This is a genomic window from Helicobacter valdiviensis (assembly GCF_003245365.1).
Classification (GTDB): Bacteria; Campylobacterota; Campylobacteria; order Campylobacterales; family Helicobacteraceae; genus Helicobacter_D; species Helicobacter_D valdiviensis.
Genome location: NZ_NBIU01000027.1, coordinates 1 through 24,086, shown reverse-complemented (window position 1 = coordinate 24,086; position 24,086 = coordinate 1). Strand labels below are relative to the sequence as shown.

The 24,086-nt window shown below is 33.0% G+C and carries 28 protein-coding genes and 1 pseudogene; 16 read left to right on the top strand and 13 right to left on the bottom strand.

The genetic code is table 11. From position 1 onward, the window contains the following. Positions 1 to 34 precede the first annotated feature (34 nt). Both murJ and B6S12_RS08300 read left to right on the top strand, forming a co-directional pair. Positions 35 to 1,444 carry a murein biosynthesis integral membrane protein MurJ gene (murJ, locus tag B6S12_RS08305; RefSeq protein ID WP_111230333.1) on the top strand — a complete coding sequence of 470 codons (1,410 nt, stop codon included), beginning with the start codon at positions 35 to 37 and terminating at the stop codon, positions 1,442 to 1,444. Positions 1,445 to 1,527: 83 nt separating this feature from the next. Further along, the gene (locus B6S12_RS08300) at positions 1,528 to 1,773 is read left to right on the top strand and encodes a hypothetical protein (protein ID WP_111230332.1); all 246 of its coding nucleotides are present in this window, start codon (positions 1,528 to 1,530) and stop codon (positions 1,771 to 1,773) included. On the opposite strand, the gene gltX is transcribed toward B6S12_RS08300, so the two are convergent. The 3 genes from gltX to B6S12_RS08285 form a co-directional block, all read right to left on the bottom strand. Beyond that, positions 1,770 to 3,158, bottom strand: a complete 1,389-nt coding sequence (gene gltX / locus B6S12_RS08295; protein ID WP_111230339.1) for a glutamate--tRNA ligase — start codon at positions 3,156 to 3,158, stop codon at positions 1,770 to 1,772. The genes B6S12_RS08300 and gltX overlap by 4 nt on opposite strands. 70 nt (positions 3,159 to 3,228) lie before the next feature. Next, positions 3,229 to 4,074, bottom strand: coding sequence for a pantoate--beta-alanine ligase (gene panC, locus B6S12_RS08290; protein WP_111230331.1), 846 nt, complete (start codon positions 4,072 to 4,074; stop codon positions 3,229 to 3,231). Positions 4,075 to 4,196: 122 nt separating this feature from the next. After that, a complete protein-coding gene (locus tag B6S12_RS08285; protein ID WP_111230330.1) occupies positions 4,197 to 5,402 on the bottom strand; it encodes a 2,3,4,5-tetrahydropyridine-2,6-carboxylate N-succinyltransferase in 1,206 nt (401 codons plus the stop codon). A 151-nt stretch (positions 5,403 to 5,553) separates the two neighbouring features. Here B6S12_RS08285 and purM point away from each other — a divergent pair, with 151 nt between their 5' ends. The 12 genes and pseudogenes from purM to B6S12_RS11500 all read left to right on the top strand — a co-directional run bounded on the left by purM (position 5,554) and on the right by B6S12_RS11500 (position 13,700). After that, complete coding sequence (gene purM / locus B6S12_RS08280) at positions 5,554 to 6,546, top strand: phosphoribosylformylglycinamidine cyclo-ligase (RefSeq protein ID WP_111230329.1); 993 nt, start codon at positions 5,554 to 5,556, stop codon at positions 6,544 to 6,546. A 65-nt stretch (positions 6,547 to 6,611) separates the two neighbouring features. Then, complete coding sequence (locus tag B6S12_RS08275; protein ID WP_111230328.1) at positions 6,612 to 7,361, top strand: SH3 domain-containing protein; 750 nt, start codon at positions 6,612 to 6,614, stop codon at positions 7,359 to 7,361. Next, on the top strand, positions 7,361 to 8,155 hold the full coding sequence (locus B6S12_RS08270; RefSeq protein ID WP_111230327.1) for a shikimate dehydrogenase: 795 nt from the start codon (positions 7,361 to 7,363) through the stop codon (positions 8,153 to 8,155). The genes B6S12_RS08275 and B6S12_RS08270 overlap by 1 nt, the downstream gene beginning before the upstream one ends. A gap of 41 nt (positions 8,156 to 8,196) precedes the next feature. Next, complete coding sequence (gene hpf / locus B6S12_RS08265; protein ID WP_111230326.1) at positions 8,197 to 8,745, top strand: ribosome hibernation-promoting factor, HPF/YfiA family; 549 nt, start codon at positions 8,197 to 8,199, stop codon at positions 8,743 to 8,745. After that, a complete protein-coding gene (locus tag B6S12_RS08260) occupies positions 8,723 to 9,823 on the top strand; it encodes a tRNA nucleotidyltransferase/poly(A) polymerase-related protein (protein WP_111230325.1) in 1,101 nt (366 codons plus the stop codon). Before hpf ends, B6S12_RS08260 begins: the two co-directional genes overlap by 23 nt. Before the next feature lie 119 nt (positions 9,824 to 9,942). Next, positions 9,943 to 11,004, top strand: coding sequence for a YedE family putative selenium transporter (yedE, locus tag B6S12_RS08255; protein WP_111230324.1), 1,062 nt, complete (start codon positions 9,943 to 9,945; stop codon positions 11,002 to 11,004). Beyond that, positions 11,004 to 11,219, top strand: coding sequence for a sulfurtransferase TusA family protein (locus B6S12_RS08250; protein ID WP_111230323.1), 216 nt, complete (start codon positions 11,004 to 11,006; stop codon positions 11,217 to 11,219). Before yedE ends, B6S12_RS08250 begins: the two co-directional genes overlap by 1 nt. 2 nt (positions 11,220 to 11,221) lie before the next feature. Next, complete coding sequence (locus B6S12_RS08245) at positions 11,222 to 12,379, top strand: aminotransferase class V-fold PLP-dependent enzyme (RefSeq protein WP_245892621.1); 1,158 nt, start codon at positions 11,222 to 11,224, stop codon at positions 12,377 to 12,379. A gap of 9 nt (positions 12,380 to 12,388) precedes the next feature. Then, on the top strand, positions 12,389 to 12,613 hold the full coding sequence (locus B6S12_RS08240; RefSeq protein WP_111230321.1) for a putative Se/S carrier protein: 225 nt from the start codon (positions 12,389 to 12,391) through the stop codon (positions 12,611 to 12,613). A 526-nt stretch (positions 12,614 to 13,139) separates the two neighbouring features. Beyond that, positions 13,140 to 13,190: pseudogene (locus B6S12_RS11770) on the top strand (hypothetical protein); the annotation flags it as partial. A 23-nt stretch (positions 13,191 to 13,213) separates the two neighbouring features. Beyond that, the gene (locus B6S12_RS11505; RefSeq protein ID WP_245892620.1) at positions 13,214 to 13,591 is read left to right on the top strand and encodes a S24 family peptidase; all 378 of its coding nucleotides are present in this window, start codon (positions 13,214 to 13,216) and stop codon (positions 13,589 to 13,591) included. A 7-nt stretch (positions 13,592 to 13,598) separates the two neighbouring features. After that, on the top strand, positions 13,599 to 13,700 hold the full coding sequence (locus B6S12_RS11500) for a hypothetical protein (protein ID WP_245892623.1): 102 nt from the start codon (positions 13,599 to 13,601) through the stop codon (positions 13,698 to 13,700). 560 nt (positions 13,701 to 14,260) lie between these two features. Here the strand turns inward: B6S12_RS11500 and B6S12_RS08230 are convergent. The 6 genes from B6S12_RS08230 to B6S12_RS08205 form a co-directional block, all read right to left on the bottom strand. Continuing rightward, a complete protein-coding gene (locus tag B6S12_RS08230; RefSeq protein ID WP_111230320.1) occupies positions 14,261 to 15,259 on the bottom strand; it encodes a beta-ketoacyl-ACP synthase III in 999 nt (332 codons plus the stop codon). 14 nt (positions 15,260 to 15,273) lie between these two features. Beyond that, positions 15,274 to 16,257, bottom strand: a complete 984-nt coding sequence (gene plsX / locus B6S12_RS08225; protein ID WP_111230319.1) for a phosphate acyltransferase PlsX — start codon at positions 16,255 to 16,257, stop codon at positions 15,274 to 15,276. A 15-nt stretch (positions 16,258 to 16,272) separates the two neighbouring features. Next, positions 16,273 to 16,425, bottom strand: coding sequence for a 50S ribosomal protein L32 (rpmF, locus tag B6S12_RS08220; protein ID WP_111230318.1), 153 nt, complete (start codon positions 16,423 to 16,425; stop codon positions 16,273 to 16,275). A gap of 20 nt (positions 16,426 to 16,445) precedes the next feature. Beyond that, positions 16,446 to 16,838: a hypothetical protein gene (locus B6S12_RS08215; protein WP_111230317.1), complete on the bottom strand. Its 393-nt coding sequence runs from the start codon at positions 16,836 to 16,838 to the stop codon at positions 16,446 to 16,448. Further along, on the bottom strand, positions 16,832 to 17,245 hold the full coding sequence (ndk, locus tag B6S12_RS08210) for a nucleoside-diphosphate kinase (RefSeq protein ID WP_111230316.1): 414 nt from the start codon (positions 17,243 to 17,245) through the stop codon (positions 16,832 to 16,834). The genes B6S12_RS08215 and ndk overlap by 7 nt, the downstream gene beginning before the upstream one ends. 90 nt (positions 17,246 to 17,335) lie before the next feature. Continuing rightward, entirely contained in the window at positions 17,336 to 18,037 is a 702-nt protein-coding gene (locus B6S12_RS08205) for an MqnA/MqnD/SBP family protein (protein ID WP_111230315.1), read from the bottom strand. A gap of 198 nt (positions 18,038 to 18,235) precedes the next feature. On the opposite strand from B6S12_RS08205, the gene cheP reads away from it, so the two are divergent. Then, a complete protein-coding gene (gene cheP, locus B6S12_RS08200; RefSeq protein WP_111230314.1) occupies positions 18,236 to 19,093 on the top strand; it encodes a cheVAW transcriptional regulator CheP in 858 nt (285 codons plus the stop codon). A 26-nt stretch (positions 19,094 to 19,119) separates the two neighbouring features. Here the strand turns inward: cheP and B6S12_RS08195 are convergent, their stop codons facing one another. Further along, the gene (locus B6S12_RS08195; RefSeq protein ID WP_220083646.1) at positions 19,120 to 19,866 is read right to left on the bottom strand and encodes a class I SAM-dependent methyltransferase; all 747 of its coding nucleotides are present in this window, start codon (positions 19,864 to 19,866) and stop codon (positions 19,120 to 19,122) included. 148 nt (positions 19,867 to 20,014) lie between these two features. Between B6S12_RS08195 and metK the strand changes: the two genes are divergently transcribed. Next, positions 20,015 to 21,172 (top strand): methionine adenosyltransferase, encoded by a 1,158-nt coding sequence (gene metK / locus B6S12_RS08190; protein WP_111230313.1) that lies wholly within the window; start codon positions 20,015 to 20,017, stop codon positions 21,170 to 21,172. A gap of 135 nt (positions 21,173 to 21,307) precedes the next feature. Here metK and B6S12_RS11700 read toward each other — a convergent pair whose 3' ends face one another. From B6S12_RS11700 to B6S12_RS08175, 3 genes are read right to left on the bottom strand one after another with little or no spacing between them, the layout of a single operon-like run. Continuing rightward, positions 21,308 to 22,027, bottom strand: a complete 720-nt coding sequence (locus B6S12_RS11700; protein WP_181451013.1) for a glycosyltransferase — start codon at positions 22,025 to 22,027, stop codon at positions 21,308 to 21,310. Positions 22,028 to 22,077: 50 nt separating this feature from the next. Beyond that, on the bottom strand, positions 22,078 to 22,500 hold the full coding sequence (locus B6S12_RS11695; protein ID WP_111230311.1) for a glycosyltransferase: 423 nt from the start codon (positions 22,498 to 22,500) through the stop codon (positions 22,078 to 22,080). A gap of 1 nt (position 22,501) precedes the next feature. Further along, positions 22,502 to 23,608: an epoxyqueuosine reductase QueH gene (locus B6S12_RS08175; protein ID WP_111230310.1), complete on the bottom strand. Its 1,107-nt coding sequence runs from the start codon at positions 23,606 to 23,608 to the stop codon at positions 22,502 to 22,504. Positions 23,609 to 24,086 lie beyond the last annotated feature (478 nt).

Sequence of the window (24,086 nt, the reverse complement as noted above, 5' to 3'; positions counted from 1 at the left end):
TACTACAAGTATAATTTAATGTAAGGATAATTCTATGTTTTTTAAGGCTTTCTTAACAAATGGTAGCGGAATTCTCACTTCAAGAATCCTAGGTTTTTTACGCGATTTACTTACCGCAAATATCCTTGGTGCTGGAATTTTTAGCGATATTTTCTTTGTTGCGTTTAAATTACCCAATCTTTTTAGGAGGATTTTTGGAGAAGGAGCATTCAACCAATCTTTTTTACCTAGTTTTATCCATGCACGCTACAAAGGAGGTTTTGCACTAAAAATCTTGCTGTATTTTTGTGCCATTTTACTCTTATTAAGTATTTTGGTGTGTATTTTTAGCCCACAAGTTACAAAAATTCTAGCTTGGGGCTTTGAGGATAAATTAATTGCTCTAGCTGCCCCTTTAGTGGCTATCAATTTTTGGTATTTATTGCTTGTATTTATCGCAACATTTTTGGGAGCCATTTTGCAATACAAACGCAGTTTTAGTGCTTGGGCTTACTCTCCTGCACTTTTGAACTTAGCTATGATTGTTGCTTTACTTCTTGCTAAAGATAGTGAGAGTTATGAAGCTGTATTAATCCTAAGTTATGGAGTATTAGCAGGGGGTATTGCACAAATCTTATTGCATTTTTATCCGCTTAAAAAATTAGGCTTTTTCAAACTTTTTTATGCAGGCTTTAAAGAATTAAAGAGCAAAAAGGATTCTATTAATCAATCTTTATCTTCTTTTAAAAAACAATTTATCCCCGCAATGATTGGAAGCTCCACAGCACAACTTGCCTCACTCATTGACACATTATTAGCTACCTTTGTAGGTGGAGCTGCCATCTCTTATTTATACTATGCTAACCGTATTTTTCAATTACCTTTAGCTATTTTTGCAATAGCTACCTCTACAGCACTTTTTCCACTTGTTGCAAAATACATAAAAAACCATCAAGAAGATTTGGCTCTAAAAGAGCTAAAGCGTTCCTTTTGGCTATTGTATGTATTGCTTGGTGGCTGTGTAATTGGCGGAATAATGCTACAAAATGAAATCATTTGGCTTTTATATGAGAGTGGAAAATTTACACGCGAAAATACTTACATTACCGCTAATGTCTTTAGTGCTTACATGATAGGACTTTTACCTTTTGGACTTGCTAAAATTTTCTCTTTATGGCTTTATTCTCTACACAAACAAGCTCTTGCAGCTAAAATCTCCGCTTTTTCTTTGGCTGTAGGGACGATTTTCTCTCTAATTCTTATGCAATCTCTTGGTGCAGTTGGTTTGGCTCTTGCAGGAAGCATTAGCGGATTTGTTGTCTTTTTTCTCACTTTGCATTTTTTTGGTTGGAAAGAGTTTTTTAATATTCTTTATGCACCCAAATGGCTCATAATAACTTCCTTCTTGTTTGCAATAGAGGCTGGTATTATTTATCTGTTTAAGCTTTATATTTTTTCTTTATAATTCAAAATATACAAAATATTTATATTTTAAAATACTATAAGCAATGTTCTAGTAACATCTAATAAACTACTAAAGGGGGTTTTATGAAACAAAAAATTAAAAAGTTAGCTTATACCATTCCGCTAGAAAGTAAATATATAGAGGGAGGAAATATTGTGGTGGCAAGATTGGAAATGCCAACCCATAAAGGCAAAAAGAAAAATATTATTTCTATTTCTCTAAATTTAGAAAACAATCCCAAAGAGCTTTCTCATCCTGAATGGAAAGTGCTTATTCCAAAAAGGAAGGTTAAAGAGCTACGCAAAGCTCTTAAAAAAGTTTGCAATTAAGCAAGACTTTGTAAAGCTTTCTCTACCCTTTTAATCACTTCTTCTTTGCTAAGAGCTGCTAAAAGGGGTGCTATCCCTACGCCACCACTTTTACCCAAAAGTGCATAACGCAAAGGCATAAAGAGATTTTTTGCTTTAATACCTTGAAAGTCTGCAAAAGTTGCGATTTCATTCTCTGCATTCTCCACACTTTCAATAGGGGTTTTTAAAGCTTTCAAATACACCATAAATTCTTCTAAAAGATGGATATTTTCTTGAGTATTTACTTTGCTTTTCATTTTTACATCAAAATCTTGCACTTCATTTACACACTCATTTACAAGATTTGCAAATTCTTGCAAGGTTTTAGAACGCTCTTTAATCTCTGGATATAGAATTTTTTGTGCATTTTCTTGGGGGATTTTTGCTCCATATAAAGGCAATAAATTACTAAGCTCTTCATCGCTTAAAAGATTAAGATAATGGTGGTTTAACCAAAGCAATTTTTCTTGATTATATGCAGAAGGCGAAGTATTGAGTGTATAAGGATTAAATAACTCTAACATTTCTTCTTTGCTAAAAATCTCTTGATCTTTATGGCTAAAACCAAGCCTTACTAAAAAATTCAAAAGCGCATGGGGCAAATAACCCATTTCTTTATATTCCATTACACTCATTGCGCCATCTCTTTTGCTAAGCTTATGCCCCTCTGGATTAAGTATCATAGGCACATGGAAAAATCGCGGTATTTTAAATCCCAATGCTTCATAAATAATAATTTGTTTTGGAGTATTGCTTAGATGATCATCACCTCTAATAATATCTGTTACACCCATTAAAGCATCATCAATTGCCACTACGAAATTATAAGTAGGCGTCCCATCACTTCTTGCAATAATAAAATCGTCCAACTCTTTTGCTTGGATATTCATCTCACCTTTAATGCCATCTTTAAATTTAATCTCTCCACTAAGAGGTGCTTTAATCCTAACAACGGGTGCAATATTACTAGGAGGTGTTCCTTTAAAATCGCGGTAGCGGTTGTCGTATTTTGGAGTTTCCCCTCTTTGCCTTTGCTCTTCACGCAAAGCATCTAACTCCTCTTTACTCATATAGCAATAATACGCCTTACCCTCATCTAAAAGTTTTTTTACATATTCTTGATAGAGTGGAAATCTCTGACTTTGATACACAACCTCCCCATCATAATCCATTCCTACCCAATCAAAAGCCTCTATAATAGCTTCTTTAGCATCTGTAGAATTTCTTGCTAAATCTGTATCTTCAATTCTTAAAAGAAATTTTCCCTTATTTTTTCTTGCATAAAGATAGTTAAAAAGTGCTGTTCTTAATCCACCAATATGCAAATATCCCGTAGGAGAAGGGGCAAAACGCGTTACAATCATCTCTTCCATATTTAACTCCAATTAACTAAATTAAAATATTTTATCACAATCTATCTAAATCCTAAATTGTCTAAATCCAAAGGTTATCTAGCAACCTAACACCTTCAACCCTAGCTACAACCAAAATAAGAGTAGAATCTTTTTGGATTTTTGCTTGATTTTGCAAACTTCTATCCACAATCACAAAATATTCCACTTCTAAACCTTCTAATGCTTTTAAGCCTGCCTCAATGATTTTTTCAGATTCTATCTCTCCTTGCATAATAAGACGCATTGCTACATTTAAAGAATTTGAAATTTTTAAAGCTTCTTTTCTCCCCTCATCACTTAAATAGACATTTCTTGAACTAAGCGCTAAGCCCTCATTGCTTCTCACAATCGGACAAGGAACAATCTCTATAGGCAAAAACAAATCTTCCACCATTTTTTGAATAATCAAAAGTTGCTGTGCATCCTTTTTACCAAAAAAAGCTTTATTAGCTTGGGTTAAAAAAAACAACTTGCTAACCACTTGTAACACCCCATTAAAATGCCCTGGACGCACCTTACCTTCCAATACATTTACCATAGATTGCGGCGCATTAAAAGTGGTTTGAAATTCTTCTTTTAGGGGATAGACTTCTTCAATCTTTGGCATAAAAACAATATCTACACCCGCTTTTTGACACACATTTAAATCTGCTTCTTCTTTTCTTGGGTATTTGCTAAAATCCTCATTAGCACCAAATTGCGTAGGATTAACAAAAATAGACACTATGCTTAAATTACACTCTTTTATACAAGCTTCTATTAAAGACAAATGCCCATTATGTAAAGCTCCCATTGTCGGAACTAGCCCTATTAAGTTTGTAGGATTTTTTACTTTATAATCTTTAATAAAATCTTGCAATTCTTTTCTTTTAGTAAAAACCAACATTTTTTACTCCCAAAATATATTAAAAAAATAAATGTGAAATTATGCGTCTATTAGACTTAAAATTATGTAATTTATAAGCAAACTTATGGGATTTACATTTACCACTTTAAAAGTGGTAAAACTTAGTGAAGTGCAGAATTTAATTCAATTTTGCGATTAGAGCGGAATGCTATCATTGCTCCACTTTTAGAATCTTGTCTAAAATGCACGCCATTTTTTCCTGAAAGCTCTTTGCCTTTATAAAGCCCACTTTCATTAACGCTAAAATCTGGATTAATTTCTGCTAATTTTTGTGCTTCTTCTTGTGAAATCTTAAATACAGTTCCTGCCAAAACAGCAATTCCACCATCTACAATACAACCATCTCCTAAGCTAATTCCAGTAGAGCTATTAACACCTAAAAGACAATTTTTGCCAATGCTAATAGGATCATTATTTCCACCGCTTAATACTCCTAAAATGCTAGCACCTCCGCCTACATCACTTCCCTCACCTACAATAACGCTAGATGAAATTCTACCTTCATTCATACAAGCACCCATAGCACCTGCATTAAAATTCACATAACTAGCTCCAGGCATTTGTGTATAACCACCACTACCAAGATATGCACCAAAGCGAGTTTTAGCACTATCAAGTAGGCGGATATTATCATATTGTGGGATTACTTGCATTAAATAGCGTGGGAATTTATCCACAAAATCAATAGCAGGGAATTCCCCTCGCATTTTAAGGGCAATTTCATTTTCTCTTAGCCACTCAAGCTCATAAGGCACATTTCCACTCCAAGCCACATTGCTTAAAAGTCCAAAAATTCCATCTAAACACAAACTTCTTAAAGGTGCTTTACCTAAAGAGAGTGCAAGAAGCTTCATATAAGCACTCTCTACACTTTTTGCTTGTGTATCTTCATAAATAGCACAAAAACGGTAGCGAAAATCTCCATTTTCTGTATAAATTCTATCTTCTTGCAAAGCTCTTTGAAGCTCCAAAAGAACTGCAACATTTTTGTGTGCATTAGGGTTTTCTAAAGTTTGTGCAATATAAGGAGCAAAATACTCTAGTGCTTTAATTACAAATTCTTCTGTGATACCAAAAACAAGCTCACTGCTCTCATCATTTAAAATCTCACATTCATTTCTTAAATCCCAAAAAATAGCATAAGAGCCAAAATTTTCTTTCCAATTTAATACAGGATAAGTAGCCTGAAGCACTTTATTGCTTAAAATCCCTACATCTGCATAGCAAATCCCAAAACCTATTGGTTCTCTATAGTCGCTTTTATTCTGAATGTTATTCACCGCTTCTTTAAATTCAAGAGTATTCATTTATTCTCCTAGATTATCTTTTTAGTTTAGATTATAGCTAGAAAGTTTTTAAAAATAAATTTTATCCTCAAAGGCTTGTATTAAATTATTAAAAATTTAGCTGCTTTTTTGTATCATTGCGTAGAAATTTACTTATTTTTTGGATTAAAGAATGAAAAAATTTAGTTATAAAGATTCTGGAGTTGATATTCAAGAGGGCAATGCACTCGTAGATGACTTAAAAAGTCTTGTAAAATCCACTTTTAATGCAAATGTTTTAGGTGGCATTGGTTCATTTAGTGGTGCTTATGCACTTCCTAGCGGTTATAAAGAACCTGTAATCTTAGCAGCTACTGATGGAGTAGGAACAAAACTAAGATTAGCTATTGATTTTAATAAGTTTGATGGGGTTGGGATTGATTTAGTAGCAATGTGCGTGAATGATTTAATTTGCAACTTTGCGACACCTCTTTTCTTTTTAGACTATTATGCGACTGGAAAACTAGATAAAAATAGAGCCTTAGAAGTAATCAAAGGTATTACACTTGGTTGCAAAGAAGCAGAATGTGCGTTAATAGGTGGAGAGAGTGCCGAAATGCCTGGAATGTATGAGGGTGAAGATTTTGATTTGGCTGGATTTGCAGTGGGTATAGGCGAAAAAGAAAAAGTGCAACAAACAAGCACCGCTAAAGCAAATGATATTTTAATTGCACTTCCAAGTAGCGGAATCCACTCTAATGGATATTCACTTGTTAGAAAAATCCTACAAGAAAATAAAATAAATTTAGAGCAAGATTTTAATGGCAAACCTTTAATTGAAACCCTACTAACCCCAACTAAAATCTATGTAAAAACTTTCAAAAAACTAGAAAATAAAATCAAAGCCCTAGCCCATATTACTGGTGGAGGCTTAATAGAAAATTTACCTCGCTGTCTGCCACAAGGAATAGGAGCTTGCATAGAAGAAAGCAATATCCAAAAATTACCTATTTTTGATTTTTTAAGCCATTATGTGGAGCAAGATGATATTTATAGAACATTCAATATGGGTGTAGGAATGGTATTAGTAGTGGATGAAAAAGATGTGGATGAAGTCCTAAAACAGAGTGATGGCTATGTGCTTGGCATACTCACAAAAACAGATAATGGCATTACTATAAAATAGCAATTTGATTAATTTGCGTTTTTTAGATAAAATGTAGGAATTTTTTAAGGCAGGGGCAAGTAATTTTGAAGCTATTTTCTATTTTTGAGCGTTTTTTTAAGCTTTATTCCATTCCCATATTTATTTTAGTGCTTTCTTTTGGGATTTACTATCTTATTTTTGAAGTGGTTAGCAATCAAGACAATACTAAAATAGCAAAAACTGAAGCGGAGATTATGCAAACCACACAAGTAGGCAAAGAAGCCTCCCTGCCTCAAGACATAAGCGACATACAAAAAGAAGTAGAAAAACCCAAAACAGATACACCATTCCTAGAAACCCTACCCAAGCCTATAGAAGAGCCAAAAAAGCAAGAATTGGTAGTTTCAAAAGTTCCTTCTCTCAACATAAGAAAAGAGCCTAGCACGACTTCAGAAATCATGGGAAAATTAACCCCTACTCTCTATGCAGTGATCTTAGAGCAACAAGGGGACTGGATTTTAATAGGAAATTACTATAACCATGCAACTCTTGGCTGGGTTTTAAAGTCTTATACTAAACCCTACTTTTTGGAAGAAAATCCTAAAATGCCACAGACTAGTTCAACAAACCAAGACAATTCTTTGCAAAAAGGTTCTATGATTTTTTACACTTCAAGAGTTCTAGCACTCAATATTAGACAAGAGCCTAACACACAAAGCGAAATTCTAGGCAAACTCACTCCTGATGATATGGTAGAAATCTTAGAAGAACAAGGAAGCTGGGTAAAAATCAAAGATGCTAAAGGTGGCAACAAAAATGGCTGGGTAGTAAAAAGATCCCTAGAGGCTTTATAATGCAATTTGCAGTTATTGGGAATCCTATCTCCCATTCACTCTCCCCACTTTTACACAACAACGCCTTCAAAGCCTTAAAAATCCCTGCATATTATGGAAGAATACTTTTTAATGATGAAGAGCATTTTCGCACGCATCTAAACTCTTATGCACTAAATGGGGCAAATATCACCATTCCCTTTAAAGAAGTTGCTTATAGCATATGTGATAGCGTTTTTGGCATTGCAAAAAAAATAGGAGCTACCAACACACTCGTATTTAAAGAAGACAAAATCTATGGTTACAATACAGATGCTCTAGGCTTCTACCAATGTATAGAAAAGGAAAATTTTAAAACCGCCCTAGTAATTGGTGCGGGGGGTTCTGCTAGAGCCATTGTAGCTATTTTAGAAGAAAAAGGTTTTGAGGTTACTCTCATTAACCGCTCCAAGCAAAGATTGCAAAATTTCCAAGATTTTAAAATCCAAACTTCTACTTTTGAAGATTTCAAACCCAAGCACTCTTTTGATATTATCATCAACACAACCCCAAGCACACTAACAAGCCACACATTGCCCTTAGAGGAAAATCGCCTCATAGATATTTTTCAAAATGCAAAAATGGCATTTGATTTAGTCTATGGAATAGATTCTCCTTTTTTAAACCTAGCAAAAACACATCATCTAAAAACAGAAGATGGCAAAAATATGCTGATTTATCAAGCCATTTTAGCTTTTGAAATTTTTATGCAATCTTTTAACAAAACTATTGATACAAAAATTCTAAAAACAACAATGCAAACCACATTGTATTAATTTTATGCTACAATATGCTTATTCACTAAAAGGAGTAGAGCATGAATGTAACAATCACAGCAAGACATTTTGAGCTAACAGATTCTATTAAAGACTATATCACACGCCTTATTGAGAGTCTAGAAAAATATAATCTAGATATTATTAGCACAAAAATTGTCATTTCTTACCAAGAAAAAAAGGGCAAAGAAAAAAAGAAAAGACTTTTTAACTTTGATATTACTCTTTCTATGGCAAAAACAAACACCGTAGTCATTAGCCAAAAAGATAAAGACTTATATGCAGCAGCAGATTTGGCAATTTCAAGAATGCATAAAATTTTGCGTCGCTACCATGATAAAATCAATATCAAACACGCAATAAGAACAGATGATTTAATGGTAGCACCTATTTTAGCCGATGAAGCACTTACACTAACTAGCGAAGATGAAATTGTCCCTATGGATTTAGATCTCCATAAGCCTTTAGATATTGAAGATGCACTAGAAAGATTAAAAAGTAGCTCCCAACAATTTTTTGTTTTTAACGACAAGGATTCTAAAATGCGTGTGATTTACAAAAGGATTGATGGAAAATATGGCCTCTACTAAGAAAATATACTTAGTAGGTGGGGCAGTTAGAGATATGCTCTTAAATCTGCCCTTAAATGACAAAGATTATGTAGCAGTCGGCTACACACAAGAAGATTTCTCTCACTTAAGACGCGTTGGCAAAAGCTTTCCTGTATTTTTACAAGATAACTCCACTCAAATTGCACTTGCGCGCAAAGAATTTAAAATAGACAAAGGCTATAATGGCTTTTCTTTTGAGATAGAAAATGTTAGCTTAGAAGAAGACTTAAAACGCCGTGATTTAACTATCAATGCACTTGCTTATGATGAAGAAGAACAAAAAATTATTGACTATTTTGGAGGAAAAGAAGATTTAAAAAACAAAATCTTACGCCATGTGAGCAAAGCTTTTTGTGAAGATCCTTTACGAATTTTACGCCTTGCTAGATTTAGAGCGCGTTTTGGAGAAGAATGGAGAATACACCCTAGCACAAAAGAGCTTGTTTATTCTATGAAAGAAACCCTAAAAGAGCTAGAGCCAAACCGCGTTTATAAAGAAGTAGAAAATGCAATGCAACACCCAAAATCTGCACTTTTTTTTAGCACTCTTTTAGAGCTTAAAGTTTTAAAATATGCTTTCCCCAACCTTTATAAAACACCCACACTTTTACATAATTTAAGCACTTTACAAAAACTAGATAATCAAGCTTTGCTTTTAAAATTTGCCGCTTTATTTTTAAATTCTACCCATTTAGATTTACAAATTCCCAAAAAAATCCTAAATCCTCTTTTGCTTCTTTTAAAAAATCAAGAATCCTTTAAAAATCTAGCACAAATACCCCCAAAAACCCTATTGAATCTCCTAGAATCCTATAAAGATATCCATTTATTAAAACAACAAATCAAGCTACACAATGCACAAACCAACACCCCCCTAAAAGCAAAATGGATCCTAAGCACTTACAAAAAATTAAAAAATTATTCCATAAAAGAATGGCTTTATTCCCAGAAACAGCCTATTCCACCGCTTGTTATTAAAGAAAAAATACAGCAAGACAAATATCTTTTATTGCTCCAAGCTTTAAAAACACAACCTTATAAAACAAGTATTTTTTAAGTATTATTGGATAAAATACAAACTTTTATTTGGCTTAAGGTTTAAGCACACAGCATTTTCTTTTTAAACTTCTTTATAGAAATTCACGCTGTTTATTCATATTTATTTTGGAGGAATCTATGAAATTGGCTATTTTGCCTATTTTGGCAGGAGTTGCTTTGGGCGTATTAGCACCGGTGCTAGTTTATTTTGGGAACCCAGGCAATATGGGAATGTGTGCTGCATGTTTTACGCGAGATATTGCAGGGGCTCTCAACTTGCATCAAGCAGGAATTGTGCAATATATTCGCCCAGAAATTATTGGTTTAGTCTTTGGAGCTTTGATTACTTCTTTTTTCTTAGGAGAATTTAGAGCAAGAGCAGGTTCAGCACCCATTGTGCGTTTTATGCTAGGTGCTTTTGCCATGATTGGTGCTCTTGTGTTTTTAGGTTGTCCTTGGAGAATGTGGCTTAGATTAAGCGGGGGTGATTTAAGTGCATTAGCAGGTGTTGGAGGACTTATTGTTGGAATTTTAATAGGTTTATTTTTCTTAAAAAGAGGTTTTTCACTAGGAAGAAATAGACAAACTAGCAAAATTGTTGGCTTAGCCTTTCCCCTCTTTGCACTTTTGCTTTTTGGACTTTTAATGTGGAGCTTATGGGATCCTAATACACTTGTCAAAACCTCACAAAAAGGACCTGGCTCACAGCATGCACCTCTAATCCTTTCCTTAATTGCAGGACTATTTTTAGGAGCTATTTTCCAAAGAAGCCGTTTTTGTATGATTGCTGCTGTTAGAGATACAGTGCTTTTTAAAGACACACATATTTTGCAAGGCGTAATTGCTCTTGTTATCGTAGCATTTTTAACCAATCTTGCATTAGGAAGCTTCCATCTTGGATTTAGCAACCAACCCATAGCACACAACGATGCAGTATGGAACTTTTTAGGAATGTTACTCTCTGGTATTGCATTTACACTTGCTGGAGGATGTCCTGGAAGACAACTTGTTCTAGCGGGCGAAGGCGATGGAGATGCAGGGGTATTCGTGTTTGGCTTACTTTTTGGAGCGGCTATAGCACACAATTTTGGCTTAGCAAGCTCTCCTGCTGGAATTGGAGCTAACGCACCTATAGCAGTATTTTTAGGTATTGTCTTTTGTATTATTGTAGCAATTTTTGCTAAAGAAAGGAGAGCATAATGAAAGAGCTTGATGTAAGAGGGCTATCCTGCCCCGAGCCCGTTTTAAATCTAAAACCCCTTATAGATGAGGGCTGTTTGGAGATTAAAGTATTATGTAGTTGCGGTGCCTCCAATGAAAATATTCAAAGAATGGCTAAAAATCATAATTATGAAGTTAATTTATTAGAATCTAGTGGAGATGAATTTGTATATCTCCTAAAAAAGAAAGGATAATTTTGAAGCCAAAAAGGTTAGTGTATTTAGACAATGCTGCTACAAGCTTTCCAAAAGCTCCAGGTGTTAAAGAGGCAATGAGTGATTTTTTAGAAAATATCGGTGCAAGCCCTAGCAGAAGTGCCCATCCTCTCTCCATTGCTTCTGGGAGAATCTTGCATACAAGCAGAAGTCTTTTAGCTAAAATGCTTGGCTTAAAGGATTTAAAAAGAATCCTCTTCACTCTTAATGCCACAAGTGCAATCAACACTGCCTTACAAGGCGTCTTAAAAGAAAATGATATTGTCGTAACCACACAAATAGAACACAATGCCATAAAACGCCCACTAAATGCACTCAAAAATAAACTAAATTTGCAAATTAGGGAAATCCCTACAGATAGCCTTGGCAATATTGATTTAAAAATCGCAAAAGAGATGTGCAAGGGTGCAAAAATGCTTGCATGTGTGCATGTAAATAATGTAATGGGTGCTATCTTACCCATTGGGGCATTAAGCCAAATTACAAAAGAAACCCAAACACTCTTCTTGCTAGATGCAACACAAAGTGCGGGTATTCTCCCATTAGAAGATATTTTTTCTAAGGTAGATTTATTAGCACTTAGCGCACATAAAGGACTTTTAGCTCCAATGGGGATTGGGGTTTTAGCATTAAGCGATACTTTTAATCAAGAAAGTTTAGAACCTCTTATTTTTGGAGGAACAGGAAGCCTTAGTCAAGAGGAATTCCAACCCAACTTTTTGCCTGATAGATTTGAAAGCGGAACGCCTAATATGCATGGTATAGCAGGGCTTAAAGTTGCATTAGAATGGATAGAGCAAAAGGGGGTTAAAAATATCTATCAAGAAAAATATGAACTTGGAATGTATTTGCAAGAAAGATTAAAATCTCTTAATGGAATACAAACTTATTTTCCAACCCATGGAATTGCAAATTTCTCTTTTAGAATGCAAAATAAAAGCATTTCTGAGGTGGATTTCAAACTTGGAGAGAATTATGGAATTTGTCTAAGAATGGGTTTGCACTGCTCTCCTGCTACACATAATATTTTAGGCACTTTAAAAGAAGGTGGAACTCTTAGAATAGGACTTGGAGCTTTCAATACAAAAGAAGAAATTGATTATTTAATCTATGCACTTCAAGAAATTAACAAAAACTAAGGAAATAAAATGCAAAAAGGATATATTCTAGTCTTTAGCAGTGCGGACGCCTTTTATGGCGAGGAGATTTTAAAAGAAATACCGCACACTCTAATCAAGCTTATGCCAACACCTAGGGAACTAAGTAGCGATTGTGGAATATGCATCTATTTTGAATGCCAAAATCAAGATATTTTAACCCAAAAACTTGATGAAAAAAACCTAGAATATGAAATTAAATTACAATCTTTTTAAATAAGTTTATACTATTAATCCATACATTAAAGCACTATTTCAATCAATAAGAAATCCAAATTCTAATAAGCATATTAGCATTTTCATAAACCTTTCCTAAACTTTAAAACTTATTTTTGCTTTCCCAAATAGCATTTAACTTCCTAATCAATCCCATTTAGCTATCTACTTTCTTTAGCTTTTATTTAGCAAGTCTGTAAAATTTGCCAACAATCACCCCCATTGCAAAATTCCAAATTCATACCCTATTAAATTTTCTTAAAACAAAATCTATTGATAGCTTGGCAAAATTTACTCTTTTTGCATTCTTTTTAACATAGCAAAACTACTTAAAGCTCCAAAAGCGGTATTCTTCCCGCCCGCCCAAACCTCTTAAAAGCTATGTTTTTGTGATACAATTCTTTTAAAAGTGATAGAATCATAGTGAAATATTTTGAACTTGTTAAGAAAAAGAAATAAAATATGGAACTTTCTACAAAAATAAAAGAATAGAGAGCATTTTGGTTGGCCACAAACCGATTTATCAAAAAAATCAGGCGTTTCAATAAGTTCAATAAAAAAATACTTCTGCTTTTAATATAAGCCCTTCATCTTTCATAGGTGAAAATATGTCCGACAATCGCCAAAAAATGTCCTACAAATACTTTTTTACTAGAAACTTCGCAACAAACCTTAAATGATGAAATAGTTATAATACCTTTCTATGAAAATGTTAGAGCAAGTGCAGGAAGTGGTGCCTATAATGATGAAGAAAGTAGCCAATCCTTTAGCTTTTCTAAGAGTTTCTTGCGGGAATACTTTGGGCTACTTTCCTTTGCTAATCTATCAGTTATTATAGGATATGGTAATTCTATGTCTCCCACTCTCCCAGAGAATTGCTATCTTTTAGTGCAACAAGGAGAAGCTAAAGAGGGGGAAATATGTGTAACACGCATTAAAAGAGGAGGTATATGTAAAACGCCTCCAAAAACGCCCTAAACTCAAACTGCTTAGTGATAATAAAGCATATGAACCCATAGAGCTAGAAGGGGAGAATTTTGAAATACTAGGACGCGTTGTAGGTTATTTTAAAAAAACTGCCCTTTGAAATCTTTTTAAATAGCGTTTAATAGGCATTTATTAGCTATTTGTAAAGTAAGTGTCCAGTAAATATCAAGCAAGTATAAAGCAAACCATCAAGAAATGTAAAGCAAAAATACTCGCTTTGATTTTTTACATTACTTTATAACTACACCCTAAACATAACAAATACAGACTAAAACTATTTCTATTGCTATGATACAACTTAAATAATCTATTCAAAGATTACAACAACCTTGTCTATCTAAATTGTTTTGATGACTTTATATTTTGATTTTTTACTCTCCCAACTCTTTTGCAAACAAACCCCTTTATACAATGCTATTTTTGTCTCTTTGTTAGTCTTTTGTATCTTATTCACACATTCTTAATTTAATGTTTTTAGAAGATTATATGATATATTTAACTTTTTATATTAATCGGTTTTTTTCTTAATAAAGACTTTTGAAGATTTAATTAAAATCATAACTTTTATAGATATGAATATATATACGAAAACTCGTATTTTTCAAATTCTTATAACAATACTTTAAAAGGTAATTTAAGACTTTGATGGTCTAGAAGCAATTAATTAAAATGCAAAATTGCAGAACCCCAAGTAAGCCCACCACCAAAAGCATCTAAGAGCAATTTAGAGCCTTTTTTAATTTTGCCCTCTTCATAAAGATCATTAATCGCCATAGGTATAGAAGCTGCTGAGGTATTGCCATATTTTTGGACTGTTAGAGCAACTTTCTCTTTAGGGAAAGAAAGTGAATCGCCTACCGCAGAAATAATGCGTAAATTGGCTTGATGTGGAACAAAATAATCAATATCTTCTTTATCTAAATGGTTTCTTTTTAAAATCTCCACAACATCATTAGTAAGCGTTTTAACTGCTAGCTTGAATGTTTCATTGCCTTTCATTTTAATAAATTGCATTCTCTCTTGCAACATTGCCTCATTTGCAGGATTCTTACTGCCACAACCTGGAGTTATCAAAAAGTCCTTATACTGTCCATTAGAAGAAATATTTACATCTATAATGCTTTCTTCCTGATTGCTTGTAGTGCCAATAACTGCTGCACCTGCACCATCACCAAAAAGCACACAAGTGCTTCTATCTTGCATATCAATAATACTTGAAAGCTTTTCTGCACCAATAATTAAAACATTTTTACAAGCTTTAGAAACAATAAAGGATTTTGCCAACGAAAGAAGATAAATAAATCCACTACAAGCTGCACTAATATCAAATGCAGGCTTATTAATAATCCCAAGATTATGAGCTACAACACAAGCGGTTGATGGCATACAAAAATAATCAGGAGAAATGGTAGCAACAATCACCATATCCACTTCTTCTGGAGTGATTTTTGCTCTCTCTAGCGCAATTTTAGCTGCCTTTGTAGCTAAATCGCTTGTAGCTTCACCAGCCTGTGCAAAACGCCTTTCTTTAATACCTGTGCGTTTGCTAATCCACTCATCACTTGTATCTACTATCTTTGCTAAATCATCATTTGTAACGATTTTCTCAGGAACATAAGCACCAATGGATTTTAAACTCGCATAAATTTCACTTTCCATTGGCTAACCTTCATTTATTTATATTGCTTAATAGCATTAAAAATTTTATCATTGATATTATTTTCTAAAGTGCTAATGGCTTGAAAAATAGCATTTTTCATAGCTTTAGCATTGCTCTTACCATGACAAATAATCACGCTACCATTGATCCCAAGCAGTGGAGCACCACCATATTCTGCATAATCAATCTGTTTTTTTAGCTTTCTAAAAACATTTTTCATAAACAATGCACCAAAAATTCCTATAGGGGAAGATTTAATGTATTTTCTCAAAAGATATACAATAGAGTCTGCAACTCCTTCGCTCGTTTTTAGAACAATATTTCCCACAAAACCATCACACACAATAACCTCTACTGAAGAATCAAAAATATTATTACCCTCAATATTGCCTATAAATGCAGGATGTTTTTTTAATAAAGCAGAAGCTTCTCTTGTGATTTCATTGCCTTTACATTCTTCTTCACCATTAGCTAAAATACCTATTTTAGCATTGTGATGCATAAGCACAGATGTAGCATATTCATATCCCATGATACCAAACTCAAAGAGATTTTCACTTTTGCATTCTACATTTGCACCCGCATCTACTACTAAAGATCGTTTTCCATCAATTCTTGGCATAAGCGTGCAAATAGCAGGACGCGAAACTCCCTCAATCCTACCAACTTTCAGTGTTGCCAAACTCATGGTAGCACCACTATGTCCTGCAGACACAACCGCATCTACTTCTTTATTTTTTAGCATTTCAATAGCAACATAAATAGAGCTTTCTTTGCGTTTTAATGCTGAAGTAGCTCCCTCTTCCATTGTGATAAAATCTTCACAATGAACGATTTGGATTCTTTTAGCAAATTCTGCAGGAATAAGTGGCTCTAAAACCTCTTTATTTCCCACTAAAATTGCTTCAAAATTCTTTTCTTTTAATGCTAATAAAACACCTTCCACTAAGGGCAAAGATCCAAAATCTCCACCCATTGCATCAATAGCAACTTTCATACTGGTTTGCTAACCTTAGTTTTTATAGTTTCCAGTAAATTTATTAACACGGTGTGGCATTTTCCATGTGCCATCTTTATCTTTAACAGGCATTGCTAAAGTAATTTTGTAATGTGTTCTTCTCTTTGCTGCTCTTGTTTTACTAACGCGTCTCTTTGGAACTGCCATAATTTACTCCTTAAGTTAATTTAATCGTCTTTTGTGTGAAAATCACAGCGAATCATTTCTAATTCGCTCCTTAGAATTTCTAAAAAATCAATCATACCATTTTCACACTCAATAATTTCTTCAAAATTTTCAGTTTCACAACAAAAAATACCATCACTTAGATAAAATTCCAAATTCTCATCCAAGTCTTTGAGGTATTCTTGTCCGCTCATATCACAAACCAATTCTATTTGTCCGCTAAGTCTAGCTTGAAATTTTAAAAGCCTTGTGTCATACTCGCAAGAGGATAAAAATCCCTCTAATTTTATCACATCTTTGCTATTTTCTTTAAAATCTATGCAAAAAGGAATTTTTTGCTCATTTCTTAAAGTTTGTAACGCCCTAGCAAAGGGTATTTTACTATTTGTTAGCAAATTTCTCTTTTAGCAAAGAAAAATGCGATTTCTTTTTGTGCATTTTCTAGGCTATCACTACCATGCACTGCATTTGCATCAATGCTATCTGCAAAATCTGCTCTAATTGTTCCTGCAGCTGCCTCTTTTGGATTAGTAGCACCCATAAGTTCGCGGTTTTTTGCCACTGCATTTAAACCTTCTAACACCATAACCACAACAGGACCACTTACCATAAAATCCACTAAATCAGGAAAAAAGGGTCTTTCTTTATGCACTGCATAGAACTCTTTTGCATCTCTTTTGCTAAGATAAACTCTTTTCATTGCCACAACTCTTAAACCATTAGTTTCAAACCTATCAATAATTTTACCAATTACATTTTTTTTAACAGCATCTGGCTTGATAATGGATAATGTCTGCTCCATTCATAACTCCTACCCCATAAATTTTGGGAAAAATTAAATTTAAAGGTTGCTATTATACTACCTTAAACCTACGATGAAGTTTAAAATAAATCAAAATCTTTTTGGAGGCTTAATTTGTGCAATTCTTAAAGCCCTATAAAAGCGATTAACGCCATAGTTTGCTTTAGTATCAATTTTATAGCTTAAAACTTTTAAATATTCCAAAATATCATTTTTGGATAAATCGTTCTTCAAAGCAGATTCTAAAAGAATATAATGAGGAATTTTAATATGTGAATTTTGGAATTTTTTAAAAACTTTTATATAAAATTCTCTATGCTTTTTGATGCAAACCCTTCCAAATACAAAGGGTAAATTGTGTTTTTTAACCCAAAATTCTCCCATATCAATATAATCTTTTTTGCCTTCTTTTTGCTCTTTTAACACCACTTTTAAAGCTCTATCTCCTATTAAAACACGCCCTCTAATTCCCAAAACTTTCAAAAGTGCATTGGAGGTATCTGATTGGTAATCGCTCCCACTTTGATTTTTAAGTGCAATTACACTCAATACCTTTTTTCTTGCAACAATCCCAATATTGTGTGCGTAAAATTTATAGCGTTTTTGATTAAGTGCAGTAATAGAAGAAACAAACCCAGCATCAATTCTACCAAAGATAAATTCTTGGTTTAGCTTTGCAGGATAGGATTTTTTCTTCTGATAAAAAAGTTTAAACGATGAGGGCAATGGATAACTTTTGATAAAAACTTCAAAAGGCAAAAGATTAAGATAATCAATTTTTCCAAAACGCATTTTCATTCCTTAAAAGCTTGCAGTTTTCATTGCAAAATATTAAACTTTAATTTTAACACTTTTTAAAGTTCTTGGTAAGTAGTTTTTTAAAAAAATAATGCTAGAATATTATAAATTAATTAGAAAATCCCTAAACTTAAGGATTTAAGCTTTAAGGGTTTTTACTTGTGGTAAATAAAAAATTTATGAAGGATAATTATGAATCCTCTTTTATTAGAGACTATTAATGATCTCCCACCTTTACCCAAAACGGTAATAGAATTGCGTGATTATATTGATAAAAAAGGTGCAGATGTCAATTTAGGAGATGTTGCAACAATTATTTCTAAAGATCCTTTGCTAGTTGGAGAGCTTTTAAGGTTAGCCAATTCTCCTTTTTATGGTTTTTCAAGACAAGTTTCTACAATACAGCAAGTTATTTCGCTTTTAGGCATTACAAATATTAAAAATATTGTTCTTGCAAATTCCATTCGTAGCAATTTCATTATTGATGTATCTCCTTATGGCTTAGAAACAAGCACTTTTTTGGAAAATTGTGCCAAAGAGGTAGATTTTATTTCAGAATGGCTCCACGAAGAAGATAAAGGACTGGCAAACACACTTGTTCCTTGTGCTATGCTTTTAAGACTTGGAATGATTTTGCTTTCTTCTATTCTCATTAAAACCAACAAAGATAAAGAATTTTTATATGCAAATGAAACCAATGGTTTTAGGGATATTCATGAGCTAGAAAATCAATATTGTGGTGTAGATAGTATTTCATTTTTAGGATTTTTATTTGATTATTGGAAATTTGATGAAGTATTAATACAAGGAATTGCCTTTTTGGATAACCCTCATGCAGCAGAAGGAGAAATCCAAAAAATAGCTTATGCTCTAGCTATCACCAATACACTTTTTGAACCCTATCAACCCCTAAGCCAATTTAACGCCAAAAAGGCAATTGCACTTTTAAATGAAGCACAAACACAAGGTATCCATTTTGATTTAGGAAATTTCCTAAGTAAATTACCTCAAGAAATTAAAGAGAAGCTTGAAAAAGATTTAGAGTCTTAAAAAGCTCTAAATCAAAAGATATCATTTTACAAACCACATTCATACAAAAGCATTAGCACTTCATTATCTATATCTTTTGCAATCTTTTTATCAAAAGAAGAATAAACTTTAATCTCTTTAAAACCCACTTTCTTTAAATACTGCTCCATCTCTCCCATCTTATAAAGATGGATAACAAAATCCATACTCTCCGTCTTTAATAGTTTATCCCCATCATAAAGCTCATAAATTCCGGGAGAAAATTGCGTTTGAGTAAGCTCTTCATAAAAATTTTTACTTTTTAGATGCAAACTAAAACCTTCTTTTGTTTTTACGCAAACATTTTCTTTATACACATCATCATTGGGTAACTTTGTAAAAATCGTATCCACTCCAAAAACAAGCCTGCCTTTTTGTTTTAAAAGCTCTTTTAATTTACATAAAACTTTATGTAAAATTTGCATATCACTAAAAAGCCCTATAGAACCTGAAGGAATAAAAATATAATCAAATTTTTCTTTTATAGAATAATCTAAAAAATCCGCTTGTATAACTTTTGCACAAGGAGCTTTCGCTTTTAGCACATCTAGCATTTGCTTAGAAGAATCCACTCCTCTAATATCAAAACCTCTTTGCAAAAATGGCACTAAAAATCTTCCGCTTCCACAAAGTGGCTCTAAAATTCTTTCTCCTTTTTTAGCATAAGTTAAATAAAATTCCAACTCATCTTCTGGAGCTTCTTTATGCAATATTTCATACATTTTTGTGCATAAACTCGCATAATAATTTCGCAATTTCCCTCCTTGCCAATTACTAAAAACTGCATTATATCAAATTTATAAAAGTTCATTTTTAAAATTTATTTTTATAGAGTTAATACTGCTTAAAAATTTTAAGTTTTTTTATGCTATGATTAAAAAAATAAAAATACAAGGTGAATTTATGAAAAAAGAGTTTCTATTTACATCCGAATCTGTTACCGAAGGACATCCTGATAAAATGGCCGATCAAATTAGTGATGCGATTTTAGATTACATCATTGAAAGAGATCCTAAAGCTAGAGTAGCTTGTGAAACCTTACTTTCAAATGGTTATTGTGTGATTGCAGGAGAACTTAAAACTCACACATACGCACCTATGCAAGATATTGCAAGAGAAGTTATTAGAGAAATAGGCTATATTGATGCAAAATATGGCTTTGATTATAGAAGTGCGGGTGTGCTAAATGGCGTAGGCGAGCAAAGCCCTGATATTAACCAAGGGGTAGATAGAGAAGATGGCGAAATAGGTGCGGGAGATCAAGGGTTAATGTTTGGCTATGCATGCCGTGAAACAGATGTGCTTATGCCTTTGCCTATTTATCTTTCACACAGAATTACAGAAAGATTAGCAGAAGTTAGAAAAAATGGCACATTGCCTTTCTTGCGTCCTGATGGCAAATCTCAAGTAACTATTAAATATGCTAATGGCGTGCCTGTTGGCATTGATACCATTGTAGTTTCTACACAGCACAGCCCTGAAACTTCTCAAGCCGATTTAAGAAATGCAATCATTGAAGAAGTTGTTAAAAAAGCACTTCCTAAAGAATTTGCAAACGATAATATCCGTTATTTTGTAAATCCAACTGGTAAATTTGTAATCGGAGGTCCTCAAGGAGATGCAGGATTAACCGGTAGAAAAATCATCGTAGATACTTATGGTGGAAGTTGTCCGCATGGTGGAGGTGCATTTAGCGGAAAAGATCCAAGCAAAGTAGATAGAAGCGGTGCGTATGCTATGCGTTATGTAGCTAAAAATCTTGTAGCAAGTGGAATTTGTGATAAAGCCACTATCCAAATCGCCTATGCAATCGGCGTGGTAGAGCCCGTATCTATCCTTGTTAATACCCACGGAACAGGAAAGGTAGAAGATTCTAAAATTGAAGAATGCGTGAAAAATATCTTCCGCCTTACTCCAAAAGGTATTATTGAAAGTCTTGATTTATTGCGTCCAATTTATAGAAAAACAGCAAGCTATGGACATTTTGGTAGAGAATTACCAGAATTTAGTTGGGAAAAAACCGATAAAGCCCAAGAAATCAAAGACTACTTTAAAATTTAATTATTTTGTAAGGCAGGAAGCCTTGCAAAAATAACAAATATTTTGATTATTGCATTCTCTATCTAATTTACTAAAATATCTAATAAAATTAGATTTTGTTTCTAAAATCCCCAAAAATTAATGCAACAACAAAAACTAAACCATTCTTTTTATGAGTTTAAAAATTTTAAAACTCAAAGAAAAATGTTTGCCCTTTTTTCTCCTATCATAAGCATATAAAGCAGCTCTTCCTATTTCATAGGAAAGATTATAGGAGTTTATAGGAATATTTATGCAAGTTTGTTTGTTTTTTAGTATAAAATGCAGTGCAAATGGGATGATAAAAATAGAAAATATTTTAAAGGTTTTAGTAATTTTATAAAGCCTAAATCCCAAATTTATCTGAAAACTTTTAGCTTTTTTAGCTTTTTCTTCTATTTCTTTTAATTCTTCATAAAAAATAGGTGTCTTAAAAGCCATCTCCCACCAATATTCTCCCAAAAACTTCCCTTTAAAATCCACATATACTTTTGCATCTTCCCAAGGTTTATGGTGTGTATAAAAATGCAATATATAAGGATTACTTAAAGCTTCATCTAGTTCTTTTTTGGAATAAGAAATATTTGGCTTTTTCTCCTCCAAACTTTTTGCATTGCAATACAAATAAACCAAAAGATTCCATTTTAGAGGCAATTTGTAAGTTTTATTAAGCAAAACTGCATTTAAAATGCTTTGATCATGCTCTACGCAATGATAATCTTTTGCAATTTTTAGAGCTTTTCTTTCTATATTTTCTACCCGATAAGCCTCCAAATCTATTAAAAGTAAGCCAGAATTAAAATAATTTTTTGCAAAGTTCCCGCTAAATTTAGGCAATCCTTTATCATAAGGACTAAGAGTGCGTGTAGTATCTAAGTAATCTAATACTACTCCACAAATGCCCCCCCCCCCCGCACATTATCTATATGCGTAAAAATCTCTCTTAAATCTCCTAGCACTAACATATCTACATCTAAATAAAACACACTTTTAATCTCTTTTTCCAAAAGACTACCTACTAATAAACGATAATAAGCCAAATAATTCCCATTTAATTGTGGTAAGTTATATTTTGCAAAAATATCCTCTTTAACCACATGAATTTTTAAGGTGCAAGGATAAATTTTACTAAGCTCTAAAATTAAATTTTCTAATTTTTCTCTTGTTTGTTGGGAGATTTTATCCACCAAAAGATGAAAAGAATAAGGCTCTTTATTAAAATCTTGCCTTGTATTGTGAATAATAGAAGTTAATAATACCGCAAAATAAGGTATATATTTTTCATTTGCATTAAATGCTATTGCATACATCTTATATCCTTATAAAATCTTCTAAGCTTTCTTCTTGGGAGATTGCTTGGATTTCTAAGCTAAATTCCCCAAAAATCTGCTCTTTTAAAATCACAATAGGAGAGATAAAAAACCCTTCTGCATATATTTGCATTCTTAGCTTTAGCTGTATCTCTTCACCTAAACCCTCTTTTAAAAGCTCTTCAAAGCTATTTTTTTGCAAAATCTCTTGAAAATAGCTAAACTCCAAAAACAAAATCCCCTCTTTTGAAGCATATCCTATACCATCTTGCCATAGCTCAATGCGTGCCTTTGTAGGTTTATGTAGCATAGAATAACTACAGATAAAACTAGGAATACTCTTGCCCTCTTGGGTTAAAATTCCTTTTAAAAGACGGTATTGCAATACCTTTCTTTTTGCAAAATAATAAGGTTTTTGCTCTTTTTCTAATGTTTCTCTAGTTTTGAAATTTTTTAAACGCAAGGTAGGTAAATTTCTAGAATCTTTTGGCAAACTTAGTGTTGAAATTAATTCAAAAGGCAATTTATTAGATTTTTCTCTTTGTTTTTTAAGCGCATAAAGGCAACCACAATAATTTTGCCGATACAAGTTTGCTTCTTTTGCGAGTTCATTTTGCACTTTTGTGCCTCCATTGCCTCTCACATCTATGGGTAAAAATCCTAAGCCCTCTTTTTTGGCGATTGCTTCTCCTTGTGCAAAAAGTTCTTGTTGAGACTTCATAGGACTTGCTAAAAGCGTGGTAGTAAATTCAGAACAGCGGTATTCTTTAGCCACTTTCACGCTTGAACTTAAGCGATAATCAAAACAAAAACTACATCTCTCACCCTTTTCAGGCTCTTCTTCTAATCCCTTACTACCCTCTAGCCAATCTTGTAAATCATATTCCCCAACAATCAAAGGAATATCTAGCATTTCACAGCTTCTTTGCACATCTTTAAGACGCATAAGATATTCATCATAAGGGTGAATATTAGGATTATAAAAATAGCCACAAAACTTTTTATCTGGATAAGTTTTTTGCAGTTGTGTTAAAAAATGATGGCTATCCACACTACAACAAATATGCACCAATGTTCTATTACTTAAATCCAATTCTACTTTTGACATTTAATTCCTTACTTTTTATAAGCATAATAGAGAAAAAAACTCATTCCAATAATAAAAACAATCACTAAAAATATGATTAAAACAATATCCAAAGCACTAACCATTTTTGCCTCTCTAGCTTTACTTTAGAGCATTTTAGCATATTTATACTTGAATACCCATTTTTAAACCCCACACAATAAGCTATAAATTTTGATAATTGCATACAAAAACACAAAGAGAAATTACCAAGAGATTGCCACAATTTACCCAAACAAAGATTGCAATGCCTCACTACAAAAGCATAGCTCGCAAAAGCCTAAAGATACCCACAAAGCACAATCAATAAACCTATCATTTATAAATAGTGATAAAAAACAAAAGAGTTTAAATAAAAGGCAAAAAGAAAAGATTCTAACCTGCTTTGCCTTTAGAAGAATTTTTTAAAATGCTTTAAGTCTAAGTTAAGCAGGTATTAACTAGAATCTTATTGAAATTT

Excerpts from the sequence above, each read along its gene's own strand:
- murJ (WP_111230333.1), top strand. The coding sequence starts at position 35 with ATGTTTTTTAAGGCTTTCTTAACAAATGGTAGCGGAATTCTCACTTCA.
- B6S12_RS08300 (WP_111230332.1), top strand. The coding sequence starts at position 1,528 with ATGAAACAAAAAATTAAAAAGTTAGCTTATACCATTCCGCTAGAAAGT.
- gltX (WP_111230339.1), bottom strand. The coding sequence starts at position 3,158 with ATGATTGTAACGCGTTTTGCCCCTTCTCCTACGGGATATTTGCATATT.
- panC (WP_111230331.1), bottom strand. The coding sequence starts at position 4,074 with ATGTTGGTTTTTACTAAAAGAAAAGAATTGCAAGATTTTATTAAAGAT.
- B6S12_RS08285 (WP_111230330.1), bottom strand. The coding sequence starts at position 5,402 with ATGAATACTCTTGAATTTAAAGAAGCGGTGAATAACATTCAGAATAAA.
- purM (WP_111230329.1), top strand. The coding sequence starts at position 5,554 with ATGAAAAAATTTAGTTATAAAGATTCTGGAGTTGATATTCAAGAGGGC.
- B6S12_RS08270 (WP_111230327.1), top strand. The coding sequence starts at position 7,361 with ATGCAATTTGCAGTTATTGGGAATCCTATCTCCCATTCACTCTCCCCA.
- hpf (WP_111230326.1), top strand. The coding sequence starts at position 8,197 with ATGAATGTAACAATCACAGCAAGACATTTTGAGCTAACAGATTCTATT.
- B6S12_RS08260 (WP_111230325.1), top strand. The coding sequence starts at position 8,723 with ATGGAAAATATGGCCTCTACTAAGAAAATATACTTAGTAGGTGGGGCA.
- yedE (WP_111230324.1), top strand. The coding sequence starts at position 9,943 with ATGAAATTGGCTATTTTGCCTATTTTGGCAGGAGTTGCTTTGGGCGTA.
- B6S12_RS08250 (WP_111230323.1), top strand. The coding sequence starts at position 11,004 with ATGAAAGAGCTTGATGTAAGAGGGCTATCCTGCCCCGAGCCCGTTTTA.
- B6S12_RS08240 (WP_111230321.1), top strand. The coding sequence starts at position 12,389 with ATGCAAAAAGGATATATTCTAGTCTTTAGCAGTGCGGACGCCTTTTAT.
- B6S12_RS08230 (WP_111230320.1), bottom strand. The coding sequence starts at position 15,259 with ATGGAAAGTGAAATTTATGCGAGTTTAAAATCCATTGGTGCTTATGTT.
- plsX (WP_111230319.1), bottom strand. The coding sequence starts at position 16,257 with ATGAAAGTTGCTATTGATGCAATGGGTGGAGATTTTGGATCTTTGCCC.
- rpmF (WP_111230318.1), bottom strand. The coding sequence starts at position 16,425 with ATGGCAGTTCCAAAGAGACGCGTTAGTAAAACAAGAGCAGCAAAGAGA.
- ndk (WP_111230316.1), bottom strand. The coding sequence starts at position 17,245 with ATGGAGCAGACATTATCCATTATCAAGCCAGATGCTGTTAAAAAAAAT.
- B6S12_RS08205 (WP_111230315.1), bottom strand. The coding sequence starts at position 18,037 with ATGCGTTTTGGAAAAATTGATTATCTTAATCTTTTGCCTTTTGAAGTT.
- cheP (WP_111230314.1), top strand. The coding sequence starts at position 18,236 with ATGAATCCTCTTTTATTAGAGACTATTAATGATCTCCCACCTTTACCC.
- metK (WP_111230313.1), top strand. The coding sequence starts at position 20,015 with ATGAAAAAAGAGTTTCTATTTACATCCGAATCTGTTACCGAAGGACAT.
- B6S12_RS11695 (WP_111230311.1), bottom strand. The coding sequence starts at position 22,500 with ATGTATGCAATAGCATTTAATGCAAATGAAAAATATATACCTTATTTT.
- B6S12_RS08175 (WP_111230310.1), bottom strand. The coding sequence starts at position 23,608 with ATGTCAAAAGTAGAATTGGATTTAAGTAATAGAACATTGGTGCATATT.